This is a genomic window from Halorubrum sp. JWXQ-INN 858, from assembly GCF_009806985.1.
Lineage (GTDB): Archaea > Halobacteriota > Halobacteria > Halobacteriales > Haloferacaceae > Halorubrum.
Genome location: NZ_WUAX01000011.1, coordinates 392189 through 411471, shown reverse-complemented (window position 1 = coordinate 411471; position 19283 = coordinate 392189). Strand labels below are relative to the sequence as shown.

The window sequence follows — 19283 nt, the reverse complement described above, 5'->3', positions numbered from 1 at the left end:
GTCAGTCCCCCGTGGCGACGCGGGTGGTTTCGCGAACGTCCTCGAGCGCCCCGCCGAGGTCCGCCCCGGCCTCCCCGGCGCGTTCGAGGATCACGTCCGCCATGAGCGGCTCGGTGCCGACCGCCCCCGCGTACCAGACGCGGGTCCCGTCGACGACCGCCGGCACGTCGTATCCCTCCGTGTGGTCCGCACAGAGCCCGACGTCCTCGGGGATGTCCTCCTGGGTGTGGTAGCCGTCGGCGATGAACAGCGGGACGAGCACGACGTCGTCGCTCTCGAAATAATCCGGGAGGTCGTCGACCTCCGGGTCCTCGTCCATGTACAGCGCGCGCACCTCGTCGAACCGGCCGCGGTCGCGGATCCGGTCGGCGTGGTACTCGATCGCCTTCGCGGAGTTCTCGTTGCGCTCGGTGCCGTGCCCCACGACCGCCAGCCCGAACCCCTCGCCGACGTCCGGGTCGTCGGTCACCGACTCGGCGCGGCGGACGATCACGTCGGTCATCGCGGCGTGGGTGCCGACGGGGCCACAGTAGTGGACCGCCCGGCCGATGTCCTCGGCGACGAGCGTCGCCTGATCGGCGGAGAGCCCGTCGGAGTCCCACTCGGCGACGTCCCAGCCGGCCAGCCGGAGCTCCCGGGGGATCACCTCCTCGGTGAAGTAGCCCTCCGAGACGAACAGGGGGACGACGTAGATCTCGTCGCCCTCGACCGTCCGGAGCACCTCCCTGAGGTGTGGTTCCTCCTTCCAGAAGCCGGTTCGGACCTCGTCGAAGGCCCCGACCGCACGGATCGTGTCGGCGTGGTCGTACGTCGGCGCGCTCGAGTCCGGGTTGAGGTGGGAGCCGTGCGCGACGATGACGAGCGACTGCATACGTCCGATCGGGGCGCGCCGCTCTTAGGGACTTCGGAGGCGGCGTGGCTCGTGGGCGGAACGGGGGCGAAGGGGAACGAAACGATCTTGAGGGATCCGCGCGCACGACCGCCCATGTCGCTCGCAGCCGCGGTGAGGGAGGCGGTCCGTGAACGCCCGTTCGTCCGCGACGCGCTCCGCGCCGGCCTGGTGAACCACGCGGCGGCCGCCGAGTGGCTCGCCGCCGATGCGGGCCTCGACGGCGACGCGGACGCGATCGCGACGGCCCTCCGCCGCTTCCGGGCGGACCTCCCGGAGTACGCGACGGCGGGGCGGACCGCCACCGTCTCGATGCGGAGCGGGGTCGGGGTCGTGACCGCCCCCGCGTCCGCGGACGAGCCGCTCCTCACGGTCGGCGGGACCGCGGTCGTTCCGGAGGGCTCCCGGACCGCGATCGTCGCGACGGGCGCGGTCGATCCGGCGGCGCTGGGGGCGGCGCTCGGTCGGCTCGCGGCGGTCGAGGTCGCGGTCGCGGCCGCCGGCGTCGCCGGCGACACGCTGCTCGTCGTCGTCGAGCGGCGCGACGGCGCGACCGCGGTCCGGACCGTCGAGGCCGCGCTCGGGAGCGTCCCGACGGACGCCTCCGAGGCCTGAGCGGCGGGGGAAGCCACTGATCGGTCGCTGACCGACGCCGACCGCCGCTGATCGACCGCCGCGAGCCGACCGATCGGCCGGGAACGGCGTTCCGGATCCGGATACCTTTTTGACGCCCCCGGATATCCGGGCGGTATGTCTCCCGTCACCATCGACGCGATCGAGCGCGCCGCGAACCGGGCTGCCGCCGCCGACATCGTCCAACGCACCCCGGTCGAGCGGAGCCGGTCGCTGAGCGAGCGGTGCGGGGCCGAGGTGCTGCTCAAGATGGAGCACCTCCAGCGGACGGGGTCGTTCAAGACCCGCGGCGCGCACAACGCCCTCGCGCGGATCGCCGCCGACGAGCCGGAGATCCGCCGGGTGGTCGCCGCGAGCGCGGGCAACCACGCACAGGGAGTCGCGCTCGCGGCGACCGAGGCCGGCCTCGACTCGACGATCGTGATGCCCGAGTCGGCCCCGCAGGCGAAGATCGAGGCGACCCGGAGCTACGGCGCGGACGTCGTCCTCCACGGGGCCGCCTTCCCCGACGCCATGGCGCACGCCCGAACGCTGATCGACGACCCCGAGGTCCGGTTCATCCACGCGTTCGACGACCCCGACATCGTCGCCGGACAGGCGACGCTCGGGCTGGAGGTGCTCGATCAGGTCCCCGACGTCGACACCGTGATCGCGCCGATCGGTGGCGGCGGGCTGATCGGCGGGGTCGCGGCCGCGCTCGCGGCCCGCGCGCCGGACGTGCGGGTGGTCGGCGTCCAGACCGAGGGCTCCGCCACGGTCGCCGCGAGCCTCGCGGCGGGCGAGCCGGTGTCGATCGACGACCCGGACACGATCGCCGACGGGATCGCCACCGGCGGCGTGAGCGACCTCACGTTCGGGCTGATCCGCGAGCACGTCGACGACGTGGTCGTCGTCAGCGACGACGACGTCGCCGCCGCGATCCTGCTGCTGCTCGAGCGCGCGAAACAGATGGTCGAGGGCGCGGGCGCGACCGCGACGGCCGCGCTGATGAACGACGCCGTCGTCGACGAGCTCGACCTGGCTGGCGAGACGGTCGTTCCCCTGCTGTGTGGCGGCAACATCGACATCACCACGCTTCAAGAGGTATTGACCCACGCGCTGGTCGACCGCCACCAGCTGATCGAGCTGGCCGTCCGGATCGACGACCGCCCCGGGAAGATGGGGGAGATCTCGACGCTGATCGGCGCGGAAGGGGCGAACATCCGGACGGTGCGTCACGAGCGCAGCCGGCCCGACCTCCCCGTCGGCGACGCCGACCTCGTCTTCGAGGTGGAGACGAACGGCCCCGCCCACATGGAGCGCGTGTTGACGGCCGTCCGCGGCGCGGGCTACGTCGTCGAGCGTACGACCGGTGCCGGATCGTCCGCCTGACCGATCTCCGGCCGTCCGTCTGACTGATCTCCGGCCGTCCGCCTGACCGATCCGACGCTTTAAAACGCCGTCCACGGCTATCGACGCGGCATGAGCCTCCTCGTCACCGACACCCTGTCGGACGAACGCGTCGAGTTCACGGCCGACGGCGACGTGACGCTGTACGTCTGCGGGCTGACGGTGTCGGACGACCCCCACCTCGGGCACGCCCGACTCTGGTTCCACGCCGACGTCGTCCACCGCTGGCTGGCCCACCTCGGCTACGGGGTCCGACACGTCGAGAACGTCACCGACGTCAACGAGAAGGTCACGGCCCGCGTCGGCGAGCGCGCCGAGTGGACCGCCGAGCGCGACGTCGCCGAGGCGTTCACCGCCACGACGTTCGGAGCGATGCGCGGGCTCAACCTGCTCCGCGCGGAGGTGTATCCCCGCGTCACCGAGCACGTCCCCGAGATCGTCGCGCTGATCGAGACGCTGGTCGAGAAGGGATACGCCTACGAGTCGAACGGCTCGGTGTACTTCGACGTCACCCGCTTCGAGGGGTACGGGAAGCTCTCGAACCAGGACGTCGACGAGCTGGAGGCGCAGGGCGAGCCGGACGAGCGCGCCGAGAAGCGCCACCCCGCTGACTTCGCGCTGTGGAAGGCCGACGGCGTGAGCGAGGCCGCCGCGCGCGAGCACGCGAAACACGACCACGGCGAGTCGACGCCGACCGGCGAGACGTGGTCGTCGCCGTGGGGCGACGGGCGGCCCGGCTGGCACGTCGAGTGTTCCGCGATGTCGACGACGCACCTCGGCGACACCCTCGACATCCACATGGGCGGGCGCGACCTCGTCTTCCCGCATCACGAAAACGAGATCGCCCAGTCGACGGCCGCGACCGGCCAGGAGTTCGCCCGCCACTGGCTCCACGTCGGGCTGCTCTCGATGGAGGGCGAGAAGATGTCCTCGTCGATCGGCAACTTCTGGACCGTTCCCGACGCGCTCGAGGAGCTCGGCGTCAACGTCGTCCGGACGTTCTACGCCGGCGCGGCCTACCGCTCCGATCAGGCGCTCACCGAGGAGACGATCGCCGAGGCCGAGACGCGATGGGACCGGCTCTCGCGGGCGTACGACCGCGCGGTCGACGCCCTCGACTCCGTCGACGCCCGGACGAAGGCCGTCGACGACGACCTCCGCGAGACGACCGCCGGCGTCCGCGAGGCGTTCACGGCGGCGATGAACGACGACTTCAACCTGCGGGAGGCGACGACCGCGCTCCTCGACCTGACCGACGCCGTGAACCGACACGTCGACGGCGTCGAGGAGGTCGAGGGAGCCGAGGGGATCGCCGCCTACGACTATCGCGGGCTCCGCGAGGCGGTCGAGACGTTCGAGGCGCTCGGCGGCGACGTCCTGGGGCTCCAGTTCGCGGAGCCGAGCGACGGCGACGTCGAGCTCGCGGGCGAGCTGGTCGAGCTGGTCCTCGACGTCCGCGAGGCCGAGCGCGAGGCCGGCAACTACGAGCGTGCCGACGACCTCCGCGACGCGCTCGACGCGGTCGGCGTCGCGATCGAGGACGGCCCCGACGGCGCGACGTATCGGTTCGAGTGAGAACGGTGAAAACGGGCGTGAAAACGGGTATGAGTCGGGCGTGAGAACGGGCGTGGGTCGGGCGGCGTGAACCGCCGCTGCTGTGGCTTATAAGTAGGTGAACCACTCGTCGTGGTCGTCGCTGCGGCGCTCGACGAGGTCGAAGAACGCGCCCTGTAGCTCCTCGGTCACCGGGCCGCGCGTGCCCGAGCCGATCTCGGTGTCATCGACCGAGCGGATCGGCGTCACTTCGGCGGCCGAGCCGGTGAAGAACAGCTCGTCGGCGGTGTACAGCTGCCCGCGGGAGATCACGGCCTCGTCGTGGACGGTGTAGCCGCGGTCCTCCGCGAGCGTGATGACGGTGTCCCGGGTGATCCCCTCGAGGATCGACTGGGCGGGCCCGGTCGTGTAGATCTCGCCGTCGTTCACCATGAAGACGTTCTCGCCGGGGCCCTCGGCGACGTTGCCCTCCTTGTTCAACACGATCGCCTCGACGTAGCCGTTGCGGCGGGCCTCCTCGCCCGCGAGCATGGAGTTGACGTACAGCCCGGTGGTCTTCACGTTCGTGGGCACCTGCGAGGAGGCGTGTTTCCGCCAGGAGGAGACCATCACGTCGACGCCCTCGTTGAGCGCTTCCTCGCCGAGGTACGCGCCCCACGGCCACGCCGCGAGCACGAGGTCGGTCGGACAGTCGGCCGGCGAGACGCCGAGCGTGTCGTAGCCGTAGTAGGCGATCGGCCGGATGTAACAGGACTCGAGGTCCTGGCGGTCGAGCAGCTCGACCGTCGCCGCGGTGATCTCCTCGCGGTCGTGTTCGATCTCCATGTCGTACATCTTCGCGGAGTCGAACAGCCGCTCGAGGTGCTCCTCCCAGCGGAAGATCGCGGGGCCCTTCTCCGTGTCGTAACAGCGGACGCCCTCGAACACCCCGCTCCCGTAGTGGAGCGCGTGCGTCAGAACGTGGGTCGTCGCGTCCTCCCAGTCGAGGAACTCCCCGTTCTTCCAGATCGTGTCGACGTCCATCTCGTCGAATCCCATGATCCTCCCGTCGGAGTCCCCCGGCTTAAAATTATGACATACGGCGGACGGCGCGGCGAGCCGCCGTGATCGACGGACCCGGCTCCGGGCCTCGTCGCCTCGAGCCTCACTGCCCCGGGCCTCGCCGCCCCGAGCCTCACTGCCCCGAGCCCCACCCCCCACGCTATTGCAGCGCCGCGACCAGCGCCGATCCCTCGACGTAGGGGATGTCGCGCCGTGCGGCGTACGCCGCGGCGTCTGCGGGCGTGAGCGCCGCGCCCGTCTCGTCGTCGAGCATCTCACAGACGACCGCGGCGGGCGCGGCGTCGACCGCCTCGGCCATCGCGAGGCCGAGCTCGGTGTGTCCGACCCGGTCGTCGATGCCGGCGCGGGCCCCGCGGAGCACGTGGACGTGGCCGGGAGCGCGGAACGACGCCGCGAAGTCGTCGGCGTCGTACGCCTCCGGGTCGCCGTCGACCGCCGCGGCCGCGGCCGCCAGCTCGGCGATGGTCAGCGCGCGGTCCGCGTCGGTGATCCCGGTGAACGTCTCGCGGTGGTTCACCGGCAGCGAGAACGACGAGCGGTCGTCGTAGTCGGGCGAGTCGTCGACCGCGGGGTGATCGAGCGCCTCCGCGAGGAACGGGAGCCCGAACGCGTCCGCGATGTGGTCGGCGACCGCCACGCAGACGAGCCCGCCGGCGTCGTTGCGCATGTGGGCGACCGCCGCGGCGTCGACCGCCGCCGCCGGATAGACGATGTCGGTCTCGCCCTCGCGATCGGCGAAGTCGTGGACACAGACCGGGTCGCCGGCGCGGAAGGCGGCGAGCGCCCGGTCGACCGCGTCGGTCGTGTCCCCGACGTCGGCGTCGTGCTCACCGTCGGGACCGACTGCTCCGTCGACGTCGGCGTCGGCCCGCATCACGCCACCTCCACGCCGGCGGGGTCGTCACCCTCGTCGGCCCGCGAGGCGGCCTCGACGCGGACCTCGATCGCGTCGCCGTCGGCCAACCCGAGCGCGTCGCGGAGCCGGTCGGGCGCGATCAGCTCCAGCTGGTCGTCGTCGTGGTGGGTCCGGTCGGGGACGATGGCGTGTGCCTCCCCGTACCGCTCGCCGTCGGCGACGACGACGACGCCGTAGCAGGTCGCCGCGCCGTAGGTGCGCTCGTCGTCCTCCCACGCGTCGATCGGTACGGCGTCGACGCCCGCGATCTCGCCGCGTCTGCGGACGCTCTCGGCGTCGAGCGCGACGTTGAGCGTGCCGGGGAACGGCTCGTAGCCGAGCCGCGACTCGAACTGCGCCGCGTAGCCGGGGAGGGTGATGTAGTGTCGCCCCTCGCCCATCCCGCCGGTGACGGTGCCGCTCAACACGAGCTCGACGTCGGCCTCGAACAGCCGGCGGTAGTCGGCGTACTCGGCGCGGAGCGCGGCCTCGCCCGCGTCGGTGAGCGTGACCCACTGGCCGTCGCCGACGACCTCGCGGCCGATCAGCCCCGCGGAGTCGAGCGACTGCAGCCGCCGCGAGGCGGTCTGTGTGGACGCGCCGAGCCGGTCGCCGAGCGCCGCACACGACACCTTCGTCTCGGTCAACCCGCCCGCGAGCGCGACGTGTTTCAACGCCGCCAGTGCCGCCGGGTCGGGTTCCGCCGTCATCGCCGGTTCTGCCATACCCGACCTTGACTATCGGGGGTGAAAAGGATAACGAATGTGGTATGCTTCTCAAAAGCGTTATGGACTGTCACGGCTCCGTGACGCGTCACGGAGGTGGGCGGCTCCGACCGAAACGCGGGACGCGACCTATCTAAGCGCGTCGGTCGGGGCGCGAACCGCCGGGAGCGGTGACGACGCCCCGACGGTGCCGGGGAGTCCGCGTTCGGTTCGGAAGGGCCTTTTAACCCCACCGACGAACGGACGTGTATGTTCAGACGGTTCCGCTCGGAGGTGGAGTCGGCGCTCGCCGACGCGCTCGCGGGCCTCGACCTGCCGACCGACGACCTCGGTATCGAACGACCGCCCGACGACATGGACGCGACGCTCGCCTCGAGCGTCGCCTTCCGGCTGGCGGGCGTGGTCGGTGACGCCCCGCCGAACGTCGCACGAGACGTCGCCGCCGCGGTCGACGTCGACGGCTACGACTACCTCGTCGCCGTCGACACCGCCGGCCCGTACGTCAACTTCCACGCCGGCGACCGCTACCTCGCCGACACCCTGACGACCGCCGCCACCGATGCGGGATACGGGGCGCTGCCCGACCGCGACACCTCCGTCGTCGTCGAGCACACCAGCGCGAACCCGACCGGCCCCGTTCACGTCGGCCGCGCGCGCAACCCGATCGTCGGCGACGCGGTCGCGAACGTCCTCGACTACGCCGGCTACGACGTCGAGCGACACTACTACGTCAACGACGCCGGCCGACAGATGGCGGTGTTCACCTGGGCGTACGAGACGTTCGACGAGGAGGACCTCGAGGACGATCCCGCCCGCGACCGGATCGAGTACGACCTCGTCCGCTACTACCGCAAGGGGAACGCCTACCTCGAGGACGCCGACCCCGAGGACGCCGCGGCCGCCGAGGACGAGATCGCCGCCATCCTGCAGGGGCTCGAGGCGGGCGAGGAGGCGACTTTCGAGCGCGTCGGCGAAGTCGTCGACGCGGTGCTGGGCGGGATGACCGAGTGCCTCTCGCGGCTGCCCGCCGAGTTCGACGAGTTCGTCAAGGAGACGCGATTCATGCGCGACGGCTCGACCGACGACGTCGCGGAGCGGCTCAAGGCGTCCGAACACGCCGTCTACGAGGAGGAAGCGTGGCAGCTCGAGCTCGACGAGTGGGGGATCGACAAGAACCTCGTCTTCCTCCGGTCGGACGGCACGTCGCTGTACACGACCCGCGACCTGGCCCATCACGAGTGGAAGTTCGCCACCTACGACCGCGCCGTGACGGTGCTCGGCGAGGACCACAAGCTCCAGGCGGACCAGCTCGACGCGGTGCTGCGGATCCTCGGCAACGACACCGACCGGCTCGACTCGATCCACTACTCGTGGGTGAACCTGCCGGAGGGCGGGATGTCGACGCGCGAGGGTACCGGCGTCATGCTCGACGACCTGCTGGACGAGGCGATCGCCCGCGCCCGCGAGGAAGTGGAGACGCGCCTCGACGACCGGATCCGCGACGACGACCTCGACGAGACGGACGTCGAGCGCATCGCCCACCAGGTCGGCATCGGCGCGGTCCGGTACGACATCGTCTCCAAACAGCCCGCGAAGGCGATCACCTTCGAGTGGGAGGACGCGCTGGACTTCGAGGCGCAGTCGGCCCCGTACGTCCAGTACGTCCACGCGCGTTGTTGCGGGATCGTCGACGAGGCCGCGGCCGCCGGCCACGACGTCCCCGGGGTCGAGGGGGCCGTCGACGTGGACGCGGGCGCGTTCGTGACCGACGAGGCGCGTGACCTCCTCCGGGAAGTCGCCCGGTTCCCGGCCGTGATCGAGGCGGCAGCGGACGACCTGGAGCCGCACTCCGTCGCCACGTTCACCCGCGAGTTCGCCGAGGCGTACAACGCCTTCTACCGCGAGTGCCCCGTCTTGAGCGCCGACGGCGACGACCTCCGGGACGCCCGGCTCGCGCTCGTCGTCGCCGCCCGCAACACGATGGCGAACGCGCTCGCCGTCCTCGGCGTCGCCGCCCCCGAGTCGATGTAGGCGTCGCCGCCCCCGAGTCGATGAGGGCGGCGAGCGGCGTCCGGCGGCGTCGAACCGTGGCGGACCGAAGGTCAAAGCTTACTTACACGCACGGGCGCGATTGGTAGGTAATGAGCAGCGACGCCGAAGGAGCGAGCGAGGACCGGCGGAAGTACGAGTTCCGCAAGGTCATCGAGGAGCTCAAGGACTACGAGGGCTCCGGCACCCAGCTCGTCACCATCTACATCCCGGAGGACAGACAGGTCTCCGACGTGGTCGCCCACGTCACCCAGGAGCACAGCGAGGCGGCCAACATCAAGTCGAAACAGACGCGCACCAACGTGCAGGACGCGTTGACGTCGATCAAGGACCGCCTGCGGTACTACGACACCTTCCCGCCGGACAAGGGGATGGTGATCTTCTCGGGAGCCGTCGACGCCGGCGGCGGCCAGACCGACATGGTCACCCGGACGCTCGAGTCGCCGCCGAACCCCGTCGAGTCGTTCCGGTACCACTGTGACTCGGCGTTCCTCACCGAGCCGCTCGAGCACATGCTGGAGGACGCGGGGCTGTTCGGGCTGATCGTGTTGGACCGACGCGAGGCGAACGTCGGCTGGCTGAAGGGGAAACGCGTCGAGGCCGTCAAGTCCGCCTCGTCGCTCGTCCCCGGCAAACAGCGGAAGGGTGGTCAGTCCGCCCAGCGGTTCGCCCGGCTCCGGCTGGAGGCGATCGACAACTTCTACCAGGAGGTCGCGGGGATGGCCGACGACCTGTTCGTCGCGAAACGACACGAGCTCGACGGGATCCTCGTCGGCGGGCCGTCGCCGACGAAAGACGAGTTCCTCGACGGCGGCTACCTCCACCACGAGCTGCAGGACAAGGTGCTCGGCAAGTTCGACGTCGCGTACACCGACGAATCGGGGCTGAAGGACCTCGTCGACGCCGCCAGCGAGGCGCTCGCCGATCAGGAGATCGTCGACGACAAGAACCAGATGGAGGAGTTCTTCGAGAACCTCAACACCGGCGAGGAGGCGACGTACGGCTTCGAGCAGACCCGTCGCAACCTGATCATGGGCTCCGTCGACCGCCTACTCATCTCCGAGGACCTCCGCTCGGACGTCGCCGTCTACGAGTGCCCGAACGGCCACGAGGAGTACGAAGTGATCGACGCCCGCCACTCGACGCCGGACCACGAGTGCGTCGAGTGCGGGGAGGAGGCGATCGTACAGGAGCGAGAGGACGTCATCGAACACCTGATGGCGATCGCCGAGCAGCGCGGGACGGAGACGAAGTTCATCTCGACCGACTTCGAGAAGGGCGAACAGCTGCTCGACGCGTTCGGCGGCGTCGCCGGCATCCTCCGGTACTCCACCGGCGTCTAATCCGTTTTACTGACATCTGATACGTTCTGCTGACATCTGACCTGTTCTACTGGCGTCCGAACGCGTCGCGCTCGAGCCCTTGCGGACGATCGATCGCGTCGAACCGACCGACCGTCCCCGTGACCGCGCCACGGGACATGACAATACCTAACCCGGTCCCGACCGACGGTCCGGCCAACGTTCGATGGTACTCCAGGAGGCGTTCGTCACGGACTTCGCGCTCATCATCGTCACCGCGACGGTCATCGGCTACCTCGCCAAGCAGACGGGGCAGCCGACGATCATCGCGTACATCCTCACGGGGCTGATCCTCGGCCCGGTGTTCCTCGACGTCGTCACCGAGGAGGGCCTCGTGGAGCTAATGGCCGAGCTCGGGTTGGGGTTCCTGTTGTTCCTGCTCGGGATCAAGATGCGCTTTTCGGACATCAAGGACATCCTCCGTCCCATCGTCAACATCGCCGTCCTCCAGACGGTGCTCCAGACGGCGCTCGCGTTCGGCGTCGCGTGGGTCCTCGGCTTCGACCTCACCGAGACGATCGTCATCGCGCTCGCGACCGTCTTCGGCGCGACCCCGATCATCGTCAAGATCCTCACCGACAAAGACGAGATCACGAGCCTCCCGGGGAAGATCGACGTCGGGGTGCTCATCGTCCAGGACATCTACCTCGTGATCGTCCTCGCGCTGTTCTCGGCCGACGAGCTCACCAACGCGACGGAGGTTGGCGTCACCCTGGCGACGATCCTCGTGATGATGTCGTTCATCGGCCTCTTCTCGCTGCTCTCCTCGCGGTACTTCCTCCCGACGCTGTTCCGGCGGATCGCCGACAACAAGGACGTCTTCTTCGTCATCGGCATCGCGTGGGCGTTCCTCTTTATCGCCGTCACGGAGCACCTCGAACTCTCCGTGGAGGTCGGGGCGTTCCTCGCGGGGATCAGCCTCGCACAGCTCCCGTACAGCAAGGAGTTGGAGGAGCGCATCTCGCCGATCACCGACTTCTTCATCCTCGTCTTCTTCGCCTCCATCGGCCTGCAGATCGCCGCCGACGACCTCACCGCCTACTGGGTCGAGGCGATCGTCGCCTCCGCCGTCCTCATGGTCGGGAACTTCTGGATCATGTTCTACCTCATCGACCGGGAAGGGTTCACCGTCGAGACCAGCTTCCTCGGCTCGATCAACATGATCCAGGTGAGCGAGTTCTCGCTGGTCGTCGGCGCGCTCGCCGTCACGCAGGGGTACATCGGCACCGAGGTCCTCGGCTACCTCAGCCTGATGGCGCTGTTGACGATGAGCCTCTCGACGTACGTCATCAACTACAACCACGCGATCTACGCGCGCGTCGAGCCGTTCTTCCGCCGCTGGCAGTCCGACGAGCAGACGGACGTGGAGCTCCGCGAGTTCGACGGGCACGCGGTCGTCGTCGGCTTCGACGGGGTGACCGAGGGGCTGTTGCCCCTGCTCGCGGACCGGTTCGACGACGTCGTCGTCATCGACCGCAACGTCGAGCACGTCGAGGAGCTCGAGGGCTTGGAGCGCTACGAGACCGTCTACGGCGACTTCCGTCACGGGGAGATCCGGAAGGCGGCGAACCTCTCGGACGCCGCGTTCGTCTTGAGTTCGACGGTGCAAGCGGAGATCAACGAGCGGCTCTTGACGGAGGTCGACGACGACGCGACGGTCGTCGTCGAGGCCGAGACGGCCGCGGTCGCCCGCCGGCTGTACGACGCCGGCGCCGACTACGTCGTGATGAGCACGCAGCTCACGGCCGACCACGTCGCCGAACGGCTCCGCACGGTCCTCCGGGACGGCGGGACGTTCGGCGACATCGACACGTCGCGCGGGCCCGTCCGTGACGGCGACGCCGCGGCCGACGGGGGTGAGCGCGATGTCTGAGATGATCGCCGCCCTGTCGGTGATCTTCATCAGCGCCGGAGTGCTGCTGCTCGTCGCCAACCACCTGTCGCTCCCGACGATCCCGTTCTACATCATCGCCGGGTTCGTCGCGGGCGCGTTCGTCCCGCAGGAGGGTGTCCTCGATCTCGCACAGTGGGGGATCGCGTTCCTCGTGTTCGTCTTCGGCGTCGGGGTCGACCTGCCGAAGCTCTCCACCGTGTTCCGCGACAGCGAGTTCACGGCGTCCGCACAGCTGATCGTGCTCGCGCCCCTCGGGTACGGCGTCGGGGTCCTGTTCGGGTTCGACCCGCTGAACGCGCTCTACTTCGCGATCGCGGCGACGCTGAGCTCGACGCTCGTCGGGACGGGCCTGCTCGAGGTCGAGATCCGAAACAACCTGGTTCACGGGCGGCTGGCGAAGTCGATCCACCTGTTGGACGACTTCGTCGCCATCGCGCTCGTGTTGGTCCTGAGCGCGTCGGCGTTCACCGCCGACGCCGTCGCCGCGAAGATCGGATACGGCGTCCTCGTCGTGCTGCTCGCGCTGATCATCCAGCGGCACTTCTTCGAGTACCTCACCCGCTACGCCGAGGGGTCACAGGAGCTCCTGATGATCGGCGCGATCTCGCTGCTCATCGGGTTCCTCACGCTCTCGGAGCTCGTGGGGATCTCGCCGGTGATCGGGGCGTTCGCCGCCGGCCTCGCGATCCGCCGCGACTACACCCGGAACCTGGGGATGCTCAACGGGATCGGGTCGATCAAGGACTTCTTCGTGGTGATCTTCTTCGTCACCCTCGGCGCGCTCGTCTCGGTGCCGTCGCCGCGCGTGTTCGCGGTGGCGGCCGCGCTCGTCGTCCTCACCGCCGTCTGCAAGCCGCTGATAACGATCGCGGCGTTGCTCTACGAGGGGTACGACGTGCGGACCGCAACGTTGACGAGCGTGAGCCTCGACCAGATAAGCGAGTTCGCGCTGATCATCGCCATCCAGGCGCTACTCATCGGACGGATCGCCCCGGACCTGTTCGACGCGCTCATCCTCGCGGCAGCGTTCACGATGGTGACGTCCTCGCTCACCCGTCGATACGACGAAGCGGTGTTCGAGCGGGTCACCGGGCCGCTGTTGGGCGATCGACAGACGCGGAAGATCGACGAGCAGAGCAGCGTCGGAGGGGCGCCCACTGACCACGTCGTGATCGTCGGCTACGGGCGGGTAGGGCGGCGGCTCGCGGCGACCTGTGAGTCCGCGGGCGTCGACTACGTGGTCATCGAGAACGACCCGGCGATGATCGCCCAGCTTCGGGAGGGTGCGGACCGGTTCGTCGTCGGCGACGCGATGTACGAATACGTCTGGACGAAGGCGAACGTCGGCGAGGCCCGGATCGTGGTCTCCACCGTCGACCAGCGCCGCGTCACCGACCGCGTGCTCGACCTCGACGTCGCTGCCGAGATCGTCGTCCGATCGGCCGACTCGGACGAGGCGGCCGAGCTCCGCGCGGCGGGCGCGTCGTTCGTCATCGTCCCGGACGTGCTCGCGTCCGAACGACTGGAGGCGATCGTCGCGGACCTCCTCGACGGCTCCGTTGAGGCGGACGCACTCAAGACGCGACACCTCACGGAGCTCGACCGACTCGAAGAACACGGGTTGGACTCACAGACTCCCGACGAAAGGCCGATTTGAGGGGTTCCGGGCGACGTGCCGGCGGCTTGGGGCTGCCCAACCGCGACGGTGCTGCGCGACGCGCGTCGTCCGCCGCCTTCTCGCGGCAGGTCACGTTCCTGTGGTTCACGCCCCGCTAGTCCCGGTTCTCCTCGTTCTTCCCGTCCTTCTCGTTCGAACCGCTCGTCCCTCCTCGGCCGCGTCGAGACCGGTTGCCGGCCGTGCTCAGCGCGGAGTCGACGAGGATCCCGCCGCCGATGCTCGCCGGGCTGATCACCGCGTCCGCGCCGGCCCGTTCGAGCTTCCGGACGTTCTCGCGGTTGGTCGCGGCGGCGACGATCCGTGCGGAGGGGTTACCGCTCCGAGCGGTGAGGATCGTCAGCGCGTCGGTTCGGTCGTCGTCGGTCGCGACGAGCACGACGTCACACGACTCGATGCCGGCCCGTTCGAGCGTCGCGTCGTCGCTGGGGTCGCCCGTGATGACGACGACGCCCTCGCGTTCGAACGCGAGGGCCTCGGACGCGGTCGAGACGATGACGGCCGTCCGGTCCCCGCCGAGCGCCTCGAGGATCGGGGCGGTGAGGCTCCCGCTGCCGAGGACGATGACGTCCGGATCGATCGGCCCGTCGCTCCTGTCCATACCTGCGGGACGCGTCCCCGCCACCATAACGGCACCTATCGTTGGCTGATCCACTCCCGATCGTCGCGCTGCCGCCGGTATCGTCGGCTTCTTGGTGCCGTCGCGTGCGAGTGCGTCCATGGCGTCCCGCCGCGTCTGGATGGGAGCCGCGTGCCTGTTCATCGCCGGCGACGGGATGGCGATGCAGGCGCGCGGGCCGTTGCTCGCGAGCTTCGAGGCGGAGTTCGGGGCCTCCCAGTCGCTGCTCGGGCTCGTCGCGCCCGCCGGGACCGTCGGGTTCGTCGTCTCCATCCTCGCCGTCGGCCTGTTCGCGAGCCGCCTCGACGTCAAGCGGACCCTGCTCGTCGGCGCGGTCGCGACCGCGGCGTCGCTCGCCCTGCTGGCGGCGGCCCCCGTTTACTGGGTGTTCCTCGGCGCGCTGCTCGTACAGGGCGCGTCCGCCGGCGTCTTCCGGGCCATCGACCGGCCGCTGTTGAGCCACCTCTACCCCGACACGCTCGGCCGGGTGTTCGTCCTGTACGCGCTCGCGTGGGCGGTGGGGGCCGTCACCGGCCCGATCGTCGTGAGCGCGGTCCTGGAGCTGACCGGCTGGCGGTGGACGTTCCTCCTGCTCGCGCTGTGGTTCGTCCCGGTCGCCGTCGTCGTGGCGGCCAGCAGCCTCCCGACGACCGCGTGGGACGAACGCACGATCGACCGGCGCGAGCTCCGGGCGCTGTGTCGCCGGCCGTCGATCGCCGGGACGCTGGTCGCGATGGCGCTCGTCGGCGGGATCGAGGGCGCGATCTTCACGTGGCTGCCGTACTACGTGGGGACGTTCACCGACCCGACCCTCGCGAACCTCACGCTCTCCGCGTACCTCCTCGCGTACGTCCCCGGCCGCCTGCTCTACTCGCGCGTCGTCGGGCGCGTCGCGTACGTCCCGCTCGCGATCGCGACGACCGTGTTCGCCACGCCCGTCCTCGCGCTGGTGTTTTACGCCCCCGGCGGCGTCCCGATGCTCGCGTCGATCCTCCTCGCCGGGGCGTTGCTCTCCGCGCTGTTCCCGGTGCTCTCGGCGTTCGGCGTCGAGGCCGCCCCGGAGTACAGCGGCCCGGTGAGCGCGCTCGCAACGGGGGCGACCTACCTGGGGATCGCGGTCGCGCCCGTCGCGATCGGCGTCCTCGCGGAACGGATCGGCATCGCGGCCGCCATGTCCGGCGTCGTGTTGACGCTGTGTGGGCTCCTCGTGGCGACGCTGGTGTCCGTACGCCGACTGACGACCGCGTGAATCGGGGGCTTCAGGAGGCGTGAACCGGTCGCGAGCGGCCCACGACCGCCCCGCCGGGTTCGCTCGGGACGACGGAGATCGGCCCTCGTTGACACCGCCCGTGCGAGCACGACGCCGAGAACCTGTCGTCGCCGTTCTCGCTCATCCGGTCACCATACTGGTGGTAAGCAGAGTACTACAATAGCGTTCTCCGCCGACCGGAACTCCATGACTGTCCGAAACCGACTGGGCATCGCCATCGCCGTTCTGTTCGTCGTTATGGCGCTCGCTGGTGCGGTCACGCTCTCGACGGCCGGGGTGGGTGCACAGGCGACCGATGACCCCGGGCCGAACGTGGCAAATGACACCGGGCCGAACGTGGCAAATGACACCGGGCCGAACGTGACGAATGACACCGGGCCGAACGTGAGGATCACCGTCGGCGCCACGGGAACGGCCAGCGCCGCGCCCGACCTCGCCGTCATCGACGTCGCCGTGGAGGCATCCGCCGACTCCGCCGACGCTGCTCGCGCCGGGGTCGCAAATAACGTTTCCGGGATGCGTGAGGCGCTTACCGAAGCTAACGTCTCGGACGATCAGATCAGGACGACGTACTTCTTCGTTCAGACGGAGCGAGACGGCGACGGAAACACCAGTTACTACGCGGTCCACGGATTCGAGCTTCGCGTCCCCGTTGACGACGCTGGCTCCGTGGTCGACGCGGCCGTAGCCGGTGGCGCGACTCGTGTCGACGGTGTCCGGTTCACTCTCTCCGAGGAGACGAACCGCGAACTTCGCGGCGACGCCCTTGCATCCGCACTCGACGACGCGCGTGCTGACGCGGATGCCATCGCCAGCGCAACCGGCGTCGACGTCCGAACCGTACGGTCAGTACAGACAGGCGACGGGGGCATCGGCCCGGTGTTCGCCGAGGATGCCCCCGAGGACGGAACGGCGTTCGATCCCGGTCCGGTGACCGTTACCGCCCACGTCACCGTCACCTACGAGGCGGGCTGATCGACGAGCCGGTCGGGAACCAGTATCGTTCGTGAAGGCACGCACCGACCGACAGGTTTCCCTTACCGATCACGGCCGCTATTCCGTACGGCGCACCGGTGTCGTCCCCCATTCCTCCGGGTTCGGATCGTAACTCGGGCCGACGAAGAACTCCATCGCTCCCGGCTGGCTGTCGACCGTGAGTTCCGTCCCGTCGATCATCTCGCCGTCGAGACTGAACTGGACCGGCGCTCCCTCGTGTACTACGTGCAGGTGAGACGTCTTCACTCGCGTGAGGTGCGTGGCGTTCCGACGGAGCAGTTTGTCGGCGGCACCCGTCGAGAAGTAGTCGAGCCTCGGCACGTCCTCGATGATGACGACGTTCACCAGTCCGTCCTCCATGTTCGCCTGACGCATCCGTTCGCCGGGGAACCGTCTGCCGTTCCCGATCAGCAACATCAGCGCGTCTCCGGTCCAGACGGGGTCCCGGTCGGGGCCCACCGAGACCCGTAGTTTCAGTCCCTCGAACCCCCGAGACAGCGACATCGTCGTAAGCACGTACGCCAACACGCCGAGCCGTCGCTTGCGGGCGGGCGTCGTCTTCGCGCTCGCGTCCGCCGTCAGACCACCGACACAGGAGTTCAGGAAGGGGCGACCGTTCGCCATCCCGATGTCGAGCGCACGCGTGTCACCGGATCCGATGACCTCGAAGGCGTGCTCGACGCCACGGATTCCGACGTTGTCCGCGAAGTCGTTCCCGGTCCCGGCCGGGATAACGCCCAGCGAAACCTCGTCTAACTTCCCCGCCTCGAGGACGCCCGTGAGCGTCCCGTTCAAGGTCCCGTCGCCTCCGCAGGCAACGACCGCGTCCGCGCGTTCCGCCGCCTCGGCCGCGAGTTCGACCGTGTCGTCCCCGCTCTCGCTGTCCAGGACCTCCCAGCCGCGTGCAACGGCCATTTCGCGTGCCAGCCGGGTCCGCTTCCCGTCGCCGCTACGTGGGTTTCTGACGACGACCGTACGTGGTCCACTCATACCACGTCGTGACGCCACGTCCTGAAATGGATGGCGACTACACCCGGGGCGTGCGGAGGGCGTGCGGAGGGCATGCGGGGGCGTGCGGGCACCGCCCACTCCCTGCGAGCGAGCTCCGTCGGTCGATACTGGTGTTTTATGGGGAGCGCGCGACCAGAACGACCGTGTTCGACTGCGACCTCCATACGCACAGCCGGTTCTTCCATCGCGCTCCCGGGTTCGCGGCCGGCTACGACCCCCACGGCGTACGGGCGACCCTCACGGTAGCACGCCGGCGGGGACTCGACGGGGTCGCAGTCACGAATCACGACTTCTTTCGGCGTGACACCCTGGTGAGCGACGCCTGTATCCCGGGTATCGAGATCTCGACGACGGCGGGTCACCTTCTCGTCATCGGCCCGAACCCGCCCGAACGCACGCAGGCCGGGACCCTCTCTCCCGAAGCCGCCGTCGAACTCGCACACCGGCACGACTGCGTCGCGATCGTCGCCCACCCGTTCCGGAACAGTCGCCTTCGGGAGAGCGACGCGGACTTCGACGCGATAGAGATCAACGGCAAACACCCCGAGCATCGCAAGCGCATCCGCCGTCTCGCGAGCGATCGCGGCCTCCCGGTCGTCGGCGGCAGCGACGCCCACTTCCCGTTCGAGGTCGGACGGCTCTCGACGCGACTGGACATCGACCGGCTCACGCCGGAGGCCGTCGTCGAGGCGATCCGCGACGGCCGGGTCGAACCGGTCGTTCGCGACGGTCGCTTGGTGCGGGCCCTCGGCTCGGTGTACGCGAACGTCCACAGACTGCGTGGGCATCTGTGACACCCGCCTCGCCGTGAACGGAGAGGGAGGACGTCACGTACGTCCGGCCGCCAGCATGCCGACTCGCTCCGTCAGAGGGATCCTCCCATTGGTGGGTCCGTGTCGTCGCCGAATCCGCTTCCGTACGATTCGAGGACTTCCGTGACGGTGACCTCGTAGGCGTCGTACCACTCCGTCCACCGTCGTTTCGCCCGTCCGTGGTCCGGATGTGCGCCGAACGACTCGAGCGCGTCCAACGATTCCCAGTAGTACACGACGAGCACCTCCTCGCTCTCCGGGTCGTGCCACGTCCGCTCGTCCAGATATCCCTCCGTGTTCTCGGCAGCCGCCTGTATCGCGTCATTCAACTCGTGAAACTCCGTATCGTACTCACCCGGATCGAGACGGAACGTTACCACATACATCTGCGCTACTCACTCGTCCGCGTCAACAAGACGCTTCCCCACTACTCTAACGAGACAGCTTTT

The 19283-nt window shown here is 69.4% G+C and carries 17 protein-coding genes; 10 read left to right on the top strand and 7 right to left on the bottom strand.

Annotated elements, in window-relative coordinates; genetic code table 11:
* Position 1: 1 nt before the first annotated feature.
* A complete protein-coding gene (locus GRS48_RS10820; RefSeq protein ID WP_159486325.1) occupies positions 2-871 on the bottom strand; it encodes a CbiX/SirB N-terminal domain-containing protein in 870 nt (289 codons plus the stop codon).
* Between the two features lie 114 nt (positions 872-985).
* Here GRS48_RS10820 and GRS48_RS10815 point away from each other — a divergent pair, with 114 nt between their 5' ends.
* From GRS48_RS10815 to cysS, 3 genes are all read left to right on the top strand, one after another.
* Positions 986-1504 carry a hypothetical protein gene (locus GRS48_RS10815; RefSeq protein ID WP_159486323.1) on the top strand — a complete coding sequence of 173 codons (519 nt, stop codon included), beginning with the start codon at positions 986-988 and terminating at the stop codon, positions 1502-1504.
* A gap of 135 nt (positions 1505-1639) precedes the next feature.
* On the top strand, positions 1640-2893 hold the full coding sequence (gene ilvA / locus GRS48_RS10810; RefSeq protein WP_159486321.1) for a threonine ammonia-lyase: 1254 nt from the start codon (positions 1640-1642) through the stop codon (positions 2891-2893).
* 90 nt (positions 2894-2983) lie between these two features.
* Positions 2984-4486 carry a cysteine--tRNA ligase gene (gene cysS / locus GRS48_RS10805; protein WP_159486319.1) on the top strand — a complete coding sequence of 501 codons (1503 nt, stop codon included), beginning with the start codon at positions 2984-2986 and terminating at the stop codon, positions 4484-4486.
* Between the two features lie 87 nt (positions 4487-4573).
* On the opposite strand, the gene GRS48_RS10800 is transcribed toward cysS, so the two are convergent.
* From GRS48_RS10800 to GRS48_RS10790, 3 genes are all read right to left on the bottom strand, one after another.
* Positions 4574-5503 (bottom strand): branched-chain amino acid transaminase, encoded by a 930-nt coding sequence (locus GRS48_RS10800; protein WP_159486317.1) that lies wholly within the window; start codon positions 5501-5503, stop codon positions 4574-4576.
* A gap of 163 nt (positions 5504-5666) precedes the next feature.
* Positions 5667-6401 carry a 3,4-dihydroxy-2-butanone-4-phosphate synthase gene (ribB, locus tag GRS48_RS10795; protein ID WP_159486315.1) on the bottom strand — a complete coding sequence of 245 codons (735 nt, stop codon included), beginning with the start codon at positions 6399-6401 and terminating at the stop codon, positions 5667-5669.
* Positions 6401-7147 (bottom strand): DUF120 domain-containing protein, encoded by a 747-nt coding sequence (locus GRS48_RS10790; RefSeq protein WP_159486313.1) that lies wholly within the window; start codon positions 7145-7147, stop codon positions 6401-6403. Before GRS48_RS10790 ends, ribB begins: the two co-directional genes overlap by 1 nt.
* Before the next feature lie 249 nt (positions 7148-7396).
* Between GRS48_RS10790 and argS the strand changes: the two genes are divergently transcribed.
* The 4 genes from argS to GRS48_RS10770 all read left to right on the top strand — a co-directional run bounded on the left by argS (position 7397) and on the right by GRS48_RS10770 (position 14108).
* Positions 7397-9178, top strand: a complete 1782-nt coding sequence (gene argS, locus GRS48_RS10785; RefSeq protein WP_159486309.1) for an arginine--tRNA ligase — start codon at positions 7397-7399, stop codon at positions 9176-9178.
* Positions 9179-9288: 110 nt separating this feature from the next.
* Positions 9289-10539: a peptide chain release factor aRF-1 gene (gene prf1 / locus GRS48_RS10780; protein ID WP_159486306.1), complete on the top strand. Its 1251-nt coding sequence runs from the start codon at positions 9289-9291 to the stop codon at positions 10537-10539.
* A 184-nt stretch (positions 10540-10723) separates the two neighbouring features.
* Positions 10724-12430, top strand: coding sequence for a cation:proton antiporter (locus tag GRS48_RS10775; RefSeq protein WP_159486303.1), 1707 nt, complete (start codon positions 10724-10726; stop codon positions 12428-12430).
* On the top strand, positions 12423-14108 hold the full coding sequence (locus GRS48_RS10770) for a cation:proton antiporter (RefSeq protein WP_159486301.1): 1686 nt from the start codon (positions 12423-12425) through the stop codon (positions 14106-14108). The genes GRS48_RS10775 and GRS48_RS10770 overlap by 8 nt, the downstream gene beginning before the upstream one ends.
* 115 nt (positions 14109-14223) lie before the next feature.
* Here the strand turns inward: GRS48_RS10770 and GRS48_RS10765 are convergent, their stop codons facing one another.
* Positions 14224-14727: an NAD(P)-binding protein gene (locus GRS48_RS10765; protein WP_159486298.1), complete on the bottom strand. Its 504-nt coding sequence runs from the start codon at positions 14725-14727 to the stop codon at positions 14224-14226.
* 118 nt (positions 14728-14845) lie between these two features.
* On the opposite strand from GRS48_RS10765, the gene GRS48_RS10760 reads away from it, so the two are divergent.
* Both GRS48_RS10760 and GRS48_RS10755 read left to right on the top strand, forming a co-directional pair.
* Positions 14846-15994 (top strand): sugar MFS transporter, encoded by a 1149-nt coding sequence (locus GRS48_RS10760; protein ID WP_159486293.1) that lies wholly within the window; start codon positions 14846-14848, stop codon positions 15992-15994.
* A gap of 207 nt (positions 15995-16201) precedes the next feature.
* The gene (locus GRS48_RS10755) at positions 16202-16990 is read left to right on the top strand and encodes an SIMPL domain-containing protein (protein ID WP_159486291.1); all 789 of its coding nucleotides are present in this window, start codon (positions 16202-16204) and stop codon (positions 16988-16990) included.
* Positions 16991-17068: 78 nt separating this feature from the next.
* Here GRS48_RS10755 and GRS48_RS10750 read toward each other — a convergent pair whose 3' ends face one another.
* Positions 17069-18001 (bottom strand): diacylglycerol kinase family protein, encoded by a 933-nt coding sequence (locus GRS48_RS10750; RefSeq protein WP_159486289.1) that lies wholly within the window; start codon positions 17999-18001, stop codon positions 17069-17071.
* 164 nt (positions 18002-18165) lie between these two features.
* Between GRS48_RS10750 and GRS48_RS10745 the strand changes: the two genes are divergently transcribed.
* Complete coding sequence (locus GRS48_RS10745; RefSeq protein ID WP_321168401.1) at positions 18166-18816, top strand: PHP-associated domain-containing protein; 651 nt, start codon at positions 18166-18168, stop codon at positions 18814-18816.
* Between the two features lie 71 nt (positions 18817-18887).
* On the opposite strand, the gene GRS48_RS10740 is transcribed toward GRS48_RS10745, so the two are convergent.
* Entirely contained in the window at positions 18888-19220 is a 333-nt protein-coding gene (locus GRS48_RS10740) for an antibiotic biosynthesis monooxygenase (protein ID WP_159486285.1), read from the bottom strand.
* Between the last annotated feature and the right edge of the window lie 63 nt (positions 19221-19283).